Source organism: Streptococcus infantis (genome assembly GCF_047464415.1).
In the GTDB taxonomy this organism is placed as follows: domain Bacteria; phylum Bacillota; class Bacilli; order Lactobacillales; family Streptococcaceae; genus Streptococcus; species Streptococcus infantis_AE.
In genome coordinates this window covers 1-1,379 of the sequence record NZ_JASHBX010000046.1, presented here as the reverse complement: position 1 = coordinate 1,379, position 1,379 = coordinate 1, and the positions used below count along the sequence as shown (strand labels likewise).

Sequence of the window (1,379 nt, the reverse complement as noted above, 5' to 3'; positions counted from 1 at the left end):
ATTTTTTTACCACCTTCAGTCAAGACGACTTGATAGTAAGCACCAGCCTCTTCAGGCTTATCTGCGTTATCACCAACAGCTATAGTAAAATTATCCTTTCCTTTCAGTTGACTTTCTAAACTAACAATAGTTCCTCTGAAAGAGGCTGGAATTGCCTTCACTTGTTCTTCTGAAAGAACACTGTACCTAATGCTTTTACCGTCATTATTTGAAATGGTTCGCTTTTCTTTATCGAATTTTAAAGTAGATCCTACTCCACCACTAAAAATAGAACTATCATAACTATCTTCTTGTGAAAAGCCTGTATAGCTATCTTTTAGCACATTTTTAGCGAGACTTTCAGGTGATTTTTGACCACATGCTCCTAGTAAAATCAAGGCTAACCCTACTAAAACAATTCTTAAAAAGTACTTTGCTTTCATCATTTATCTCCTAACCATTGTTTATTTTATTATAGCAAACAGCTTTTTTTCTTGCAAGTGTTTATATAACTTATTGTACATCTTTTTAGATAACTTCATCCGCAAAGAAGTCATCTCCATCATCATAATAATCATAGTCTCCGTGAATAACACTAGCTGCAGCTGCTTGGAATAATTCATCTGTGGAAGTAAATGATTGGGATTGCACCTTTTGCCCTTTACTGTGACGGCCTGATAATTTTGGAGTTTCCCCATTGTTGCTGAGGAGAGGCATGGTCAAACGTTGCCTCCAGTCTATGATGTTGTTGAAGGCTGTACCTGCATCAACTGCGATCTCCTGGAGTTCTAGCTCACGGTGCGCACTTTCGACTGGAATATCCGCAAGAGTCATCGATGTATCAAATTCCTCTTGTAAGAACATGTACTTGTAAGGGAAGCTCGTCTTATCATGTGCGAAGATTGGATCCGTTGTGACCTTACGTCCAACATTATCCCGTCCCTTGACTCCACGTAAGATAACCGCTTCTCCTTCCTGGAGCTTGGCCAATTGCGTTGGTGTCAACAACTCTTGTTTTGGATTCTCGACTGACACGTTTGGATTGGCTTCGTCTAGGATATTGCTGGAGCGCCGTCTTCTGGTGATGGTACGTGTACCCAGGTCAGCACTAAATTTCTTATTGGTATCTGAAGATGTTGTTTTAACATAAACCTTCAATGAACAGTTGTCCATAATGGTTCGAGCAACATTTTGGCCGTATTTATCATCCAATTGCTCCAGATTTTGAATCCATAGGTAATAGAGAATGTTTTGTCCCAATCCAATAGATATTTTTGTATCCATGTGAGGAATCGCAGGGATATTTGTAAACTCATCTAAGATATGGAGAATCCGATTAATACATTTACGACCACTTGAGAGAGCAAGCTCATAGTTAGCATTGAATAGCTGATCTAAGA

At 39.1% G+C, this 1,379-nt stretch carries 2 protein-coding genes; both read right to left on the bottom strand.

Translation table 11 applies throughout. The annotated features are described in order from the left end of the window. Positions 1 to 425: hypothetical protein (locus QM460_RS10370; protein ID WP_414290051.1), on the bottom strand; the 425-nt coding region annotated here is incomplete at its 3' end. Between the two features lie 82 nt (positions 426 to 507). Beyond that, positions 508 to 1,379, bottom strand: an 872-nt coding sequence (locus QM460_RS10365; protein ID WP_414290050.1) for a type IV secretory system conjugative DNA transfer family protein, incomplete at its 5' end; no start/stop codon positions are given.